Source organism: Saccharomonospora saliphila YIM 90502, assembly GCF_000383795.1.
Taxonomy (GTDB): domain Bacteria; phylum Actinomycetota; class Actinomycetes; order Mycobacteriales; family Pseudonocardiaceae; genus Saccharomonospora; species Saccharomonospora saliphila.
The window spans coordinates 23,128-28,595 of record NZ_KB912654.1 but is presented as its reverse complement, the minus strand read 5'-3'; the positions used below and the strand labels follow the sequence as shown (position 1 = coordinate 28,595).

Sequence of the window (5,468 nt, the reverse complement as noted above, 5' to 3'; positions counted from 1 at the left end):
GCACGGCCGGCGGCGCGGGGTCGGTGAGGCGCTCACGCGCGCCGCCGTCGACCGCGCCGCCGAACTGGGGGCCGCACGGGTGGTGCTGTCGAGCCTGCACGCGATGACGTCCGCGCACCGTCTCTACACCCGGCTCGGCTTCCACCGAGCCCCCGACCGCGACTGGACGACCTCGTCCGGTGTTCCGTTGCTCGCCTTCGCCTACACCCTGTGACCACCCTGGGGCGGCTCGACCCGCCCGGGTGACCCGCCCGCCGGCCCTCGCCGACATCGCGGACGCTCACCACCGGTCGTGGTGAAGCAGGTTCGCCACGACCAGGCCGGCACAGAGCACGCCGAGCGCGGCCAGCGCGGTCCCGGGGGCGCCCAGGTGCGCCACGAGGTGGTCGAGCACCTTCCGGCTGCGTGAGGCCGGGTCGGACAGCACGACGAGGGCGAAGACGGTCGCCAGCACGCCCACACCCGCGAGCACCCAGTGGCCCCGCCGGTCGTGCAGGCCCGCCTTGTGCACGATCACCCAGCCTGCCCGCATGATGCGGCGCACGCGGAGAATGCGGAACGCGCCGAGTGTGAGCACGAGCCGCAGGATCTGCACGGGACCGACGACGAACACCACGGCGGGGATGGTCAGGGCCACGACGAGTAGCTGGGCCCGGTACCGGTACACCCAGGTCCGCACGCTGCCGCTGACCCACAGCAGCACGAACGACTCCCCGAGCAGGACCGACAGCGACAGCCAGTTCAGAACGGACCCGATGAGCCCGGTGACGCCCGGTGTCGTCGCGAGGAACACCGCGGGCACCGAGACGAGCGCGGCCGAGAGCACGGGAACCGCGAGCTTGTCCTGCACCCGCGCGCTGCGCGGGTCATCGGGCCCGGTCCATGGCATCGGATGTGACGGTACGCGCCCCGGCGTCCGGTTCGCGCCGAGTGTTCGGTGTGCCCGGCGTCGGCTCAGCTGTCCAGCACGACGGCCACGATCCCGGCCAGGTGCGCGAGCCGGGCGACCTCGGCGGCGCGGAACATCGGCCCGCCGGGCCTGCCCACCAGCAGCGCCCGGTCGGGCTTGCCGATCGGGGTCGCGGCCAGTTCGGTGCCGAGGTCCCGCCACATCGCCGGAACCCAGTCGGCCTCGGCGTCGAGCACGGTGGCCCGTTGCAACGGCAACCACGGCAGATCCTCGGGCGGTGCCTGCGGCGCCGCGGTGGAGGCGGCCACGCGGCGGGCGGCCTCGCCGGAGTGCTGCACCACCAGCGACCATCCCGCGCGCACGATCCGGGGCACGCCCTCGGCGAGCAGTTCCAGGCCGGAGGCGGGCTGGGCCGCGATCTGCTCGACCAGCTCCAGCTCACGGTGCGTGTCCAGCACGCCCGCGTAGGGACGGACGGCGTCGACCTCCACGCCGTCGACGCTCTCCGCCGCGGTGATCAGGGCGTCCGGGAGCCGTCCCGACGGCAGCTCGACCACGAGGTCGTCCACGGCGATGCCGTTGCCCCGCTCGACGATGTCGACGCTGAGGATGTCGGCGCCCACCGTGCCGAGCGCGCTCGCCACGGCGCCGAGGCTGCCGGGGCTGTCCGGGACCTGGACCCGGATCAGGAAAGACAACGTGGACCCCTTTCCTCGGCCAGCGTCCTCACCTCATTCAAGCACCTGGGCTTTCCGCCGATCGATGATTGTGACAGCTCCGGCACCGCCGTGGACAGCGGCCGTCGGCACAGACCCGGTCGAACGAGCCGGGCCGCGGCCCATAGACTGCCCTGGGTAACACCCGAAACGGCAACGTCGGAAGCCGTTGCGAGTCGAGAACACCCCGGGAGTCACCCGCGTGTCGAACATTTCCCGCGACGAGGTCGCGCATCTGGCCAAACTGGCGAGGATGGCCGTCACCGAGTCCGAGCTGGACGTCTTCGCGGGCCAGCTCGACCAGATCCTGGACGCGGTCGCGACGGTGGGCGAGGTCGCGACCGACGACATCCCGCCGATGTCCCACGCCGTCCCGCTGACGAACACGTTCCGTGAGGACGTCGTGCGCCCGGGGCTGAGCCCGGAGGAGGCTCTGGCCGCGGCGCCCGCGGCGGAGGACGGCAGGTTCCGGGTCCCGCGCATCCTGGGGGAAGAGCAGTGACCGAGCTGACGCGACTGACCGCGGCCGAGCTGGCCGAGAAGATCCATTCCCGTGAGGTGTCGTCCGAGGAGGTGACTCGCGCCCACCTCGACCGCATCGCGGAGGTGGACGGCGAGGTGCACGCGTTCCTGCACGTCGACGCCGACGGCGCGCTCCAGGCCGCGCGCGCGGTGGATTCCGCCCTCGCCGACGGCTCCGGCGCGGTGTCCCCGCTGGCGGGGGTGCCGCTGGCGCTCAAGGACGTCCTCACCACGCGCGGTGTGCCCACCACGTGCGGCTCGCGCACGCTGGAGGGCTGGCTGCCGCCGTACGACGCGACGGTGACGCGCAAGCTGCGTGAGGCGGGGGTGCCGATCCTCGGCAAGACCAACATGGACGAGTTCGCCATGGGCTCGTCGACGGAGAATTCGGCCTTCGGCCCCACCCGCAACCCGTGGGACCGCGAGCGCATCCCCGGTGGCTCCGGCGGCGGGTCGTCGGCCTCGCTCGCCGCGTTCGAGGCGCCGCTGGCCATCGGGACCGACACCGGCGGGTCCATCCGCCAGCCCGCCGCCGTGACCGGAACGGTCGGGGTGAAGCCCACCTACGGCGGGGTGTCCCGCTACGGGCTCGTGGCGTTCTCGTCGTCGCTGGACCAGGCGGGCCCGTGCGCGCGCACGGTGACCGACGCCGCGCTGTTGCACGAGGTCATCGGCGGGCACGATCCGCTCGACTCCACCTCGATCGACGCGGCCGTTCCCGAGCTGGTGCGGGCGGCCCGCGAGGGCGCCGAAAGCGGCCTTTCCGGGATTACGGTCGGCGTCGTGCGCGAGCTCTCCGGCGAGGGGTACCAGGACGGGGTGGTCTCCTCGTTCGACGCCGCCGTGGCGCGACTGAAGGAACTCGGCGCGAACGTGGTCGAGGTGTCCTGCCCGCACTTCACCTACGGGCTGTCGGCCTACTACCTCATCGCGCCGAGCGAGTGCTCGTCGAACCTCGCCCGGTTCGACGCGATGCGGTACGGCCTGCGGGTGGCCGACGACGGGGAGCACAGTGCCGAGGAGGTCATGTCGCTGTCCCGCGAGGCCGGGTTCGGCGCGGAGGTCAAGCGCCGCATCATGCTCGGCACCTACGCGCTGTCGTCGGGCTACTACGACGCCTACTACGGCTCGGCGCAGAAGGTGCGCACGTTGATCGCCCGGGACTTCGCGGCGGCGTTCGAGCAGGTGGACGTGCTCGTCTCGCCCACGACGCCCACGACCGCCTTCCGGCTCGGCGAGCGCGTCGACGATCCGCTCGCGATGTATCTGGCCGACCTGTGCACCATCCCGGCCAACCTCGCGGGCAACGCGGCGATGAGCGTGCCCAGCGGTCTTTCCGACTCCGACGGTCTGCCGGTCGGCCTCCAGATCATGGCTCCCGCCCTGGCCGACGACCGTCTCTACCGGGTCGGCGCGGCGTACGAGGCGGCGCGCGGGCCGCTGCTGGACCGGATTCCGGAGCTGAAGAAAGCGGAGGCTGCGACATGACCGCTGTGGCGGAGTTGATGGACTACGCCGAGGTCGTCGACCGGTACGACCCGGTGCTCGGTCTCGAGGTGCACGTCGAGCTGAACACCAACACCAAGATGTTCTGTGGCTGCCCGAACCGCTTCGGAGGCGAGCCGAACACCCACGTCTGCCCGACGTGCCTGGGCCTGCCCGGCGCGCTGCCGGTCGTCAACGGCACGGCCGTGGAATCGGCCGTGCGGATCGGGCTGGCGCTCAACTGCGAGATCGCGCCGTGGTGCCGGTTCGCCCGGAAGAATTACTTCTACCCGGACATGCCGAAGAACTTCCAGACCTCGCAGTACGACGAGCCGATCGCCTTCGACGGTCACCTCGATGTGGTGCTCGACGACGGCGAGGTGGTGCGCGTGGGCATCGAACGCGCCCACATGGAGGAGGACACGGGCAAGTCCCTGCACGTCGGTGGGGCGACCGGCCGTATCCACGGAGCCGAGCACTCACTGCTCGACTACAACCGGGCCGGTGTGCCGCTGATCGAGATCGTCACCAAGCCGATCACCGGAATGGGTGAGCGCGCTCCGGAGGTGGCTCGTGCCTACGTCACCGCACTGCGGGACCTGCTGCGTGCGATGGACGTCTCGGACGTGCGGATGGACCAGGGCTCGCTGCGGTGTGACGCGAACGTCTCGCTCATGCCGAAGGGCGGCGCGGAGTTCGGCACCCGCACCGAGACCAAGAACGTCAACTCGCTGCGCAGCGTGGAACGCGCCGTGCGCCATGAGATGAGCAGGCAGGCGGCGGTCCTGTCCTCGGGAGGCCGCGTGACCCAGGAGACGCGGCACTTCCAGGAGTCCGACGGCACCACGGCGGCGGGGCGGACGAAGGAGACCGCGGAGGACTACCGCTACTTCCCCGAGCCCGACCTGGTGCCGATCGCGCCGTCGCGGGAGTGGGTCGAGCGGCTGCGCGCGACGCTGCCTGAGCTGCCCTGGGAGCGGCGCAAGCGCATCCAGGCCGAATGGAACCTCACCGACGAGGAGCTGCGCGACCTGGTCAACACCGGCGCGGCCGATCTCGTGTCGGCCACGGTGGACGCGGGCGCCGACCCCGGTGAGGCCCGGATCTGGTGGGTGCAGTACCTGACCCAGCAGGCCAACACCCGGCAGGTGGAGCTCGCCGACCTGCCGATCACACCCGGTCAGCTCGCCCGGGTGATCGAGCTGGTCTCGTCCGGGGAGCTGACCAACAAGCTCGCCCGCGAGGTCGTGCAGGGCGTACTGGACGGCGAGGGTGACCCGGACGACGTGGTCGAGAAGCGGGGCCTGAAGGTCGTCTCCGACGACTCCGCCCTGCTCGCGGCCGTGGACGAGGCACTGGCGGCCCAGCCGGACGTCGCCGACAAGATCCGTGGTGGCAAGGTGCAGGCCGCGGGCGCCATCGTGGGCGCGGTGATGAAGGCGACGAAGGGCCAGGCCGACGCCAAGCGCGTCCGGGAGCTGATCGTGGAACGGGTGGGCGCCTGACAGTGGCGGCACGCGGTCGCTCCCCGGCCGGGCGCCGGAGCACGTCCGGTTGGTCGCCCGCCCGGGTGTCCTGGCGGGAGTGGCTCGGGCTGGCCGCGGGGCTCGTCGCGGTGGTCGCGCTGTTCCTGCCGTGGACCGAGCTGCCAACCTCGTCGCCTGGGACGACCCCATCAGCCGTACCTGGAGCAACGGGCCTCGCCACGCGACGGTCTACCTCGACACTCGCATCGTCACCTTGCCCGGAGCCGCCACCTCTGCCTACGCATTGATGCGCACGTGGCACGCATGCCGCACACCTGGTGGAACGTCAAAACCGCATGGATCGCACCG

At 71.7% G+C, this 5,468-nt stretch carries 6 protein-coding genes; 4 read left to right on the top strand and 2 right to left on the bottom strand.

Features of this window, described 5'->3' with window-relative positions; translation table 11 throughout:
- On the top strand, nucleotides 1-214 hold a 214-nt coding region (locus SACSA_RS25945), incomplete at its 5' end, for a GNAT family N-acetyltransferase (protein ID WP_019815210.1).
- 66 nt (nucleotides 215-280) lie between these two features.
- Here the strand turns inward: SACSA_RS25945 and SACSA_RS0108945 are convergent.
- Both SACSA_RS0108945 and SACSA_RS0108940 read right to left on the bottom strand, forming a co-directional pair.
- The gene (locus tag SACSA_RS0108945) at nucleotides 281-889 is read right to left on the bottom strand and encodes a hypothetical protein (protein ID WP_028661704.1); all 609 of its coding nucleotides are present in this window, start codon (nucleotides 887-889) and stop codon (nucleotides 281-283) included.
- Between the two features lie 65 nt (nucleotides 890-954).
- The gene (locus tag SACSA_RS0108940; RefSeq protein ID WP_019815207.1) at nucleotides 955-1,608 is read right to left on the bottom strand and encodes an ACT domain-containing protein; all 654 of its coding nucleotides are present in this window, start codon (nucleotides 1,606-1,608) and stop codon (nucleotides 955-957) included.
- Between the two features lie 220 nt (nucleotides 1,609-1,828).
- Between SACSA_RS0108940 and gatC the strand changes: the two genes are divergently transcribed.
- The 3 genes from gatC to gatB are packed head-to-tail and all read left to right on the top strand — an operon-like array spanning nucleotide 1,829 to nucleotide 5,138.
- Nucleotides 1,829-2,128, top strand: a complete 300-nt coding sequence (gatC, locus tag SACSA_RS0108935; protein WP_019815205.1) for an Asp-tRNA(Asn)/Glu-tRNA(Gln) amidotransferase subunit GatC — start codon at nucleotides 1,829-1,831, stop codon at nucleotides 2,126-2,128.
- Nucleotides 2,125-3,636, top strand: a complete 1,512-nt coding sequence (gatA, locus tag SACSA_RS0108930) for an Asp-tRNA(Asn)/Glu-tRNA(Gln) amidotransferase subunit GatA (protein ID WP_019815199.1) — start codon at nucleotides 2,125-2,127, stop codon at nucleotides 3,634-3,636. Before gatC ends, gatA begins: the two co-directional genes overlap by 4 nt.
- The gene (gene gatB / locus SACSA_RS0108925; protein WP_019815197.1) at nucleotides 3,633-5,138 is read left to right on the top strand and encodes an Asp-tRNA(Asn)/Glu-tRNA(Gln) amidotransferase subunit GatB; all 1,506 of its coding nucleotides are present in this window, start codon (nucleotides 3,633-3,635) and stop codon (nucleotides 5,136-5,138) included. Before gatA ends, gatB begins: the two co-directional genes overlap by 4 nt.
- The last annotated feature ends 330 nt before the right edge of the window (nucleotides 5,139-5,468 follow it).

Coding starts and splice junctions, on each gene's coding strand:
- SACSA_RS0108945 (WP_028661704.1), bottom strand. CDS start 889: ATGCCATGGACCGGGCCCGATGACCCGCGCAGCGCGCGGGTGCAGGAC.
- gatB (WP_019815197.1), top strand. CDS start 3,633: ATGACCGCTGTGGCGGAGTTGATGGACTACGCCGAGGTCGTCGACCGG.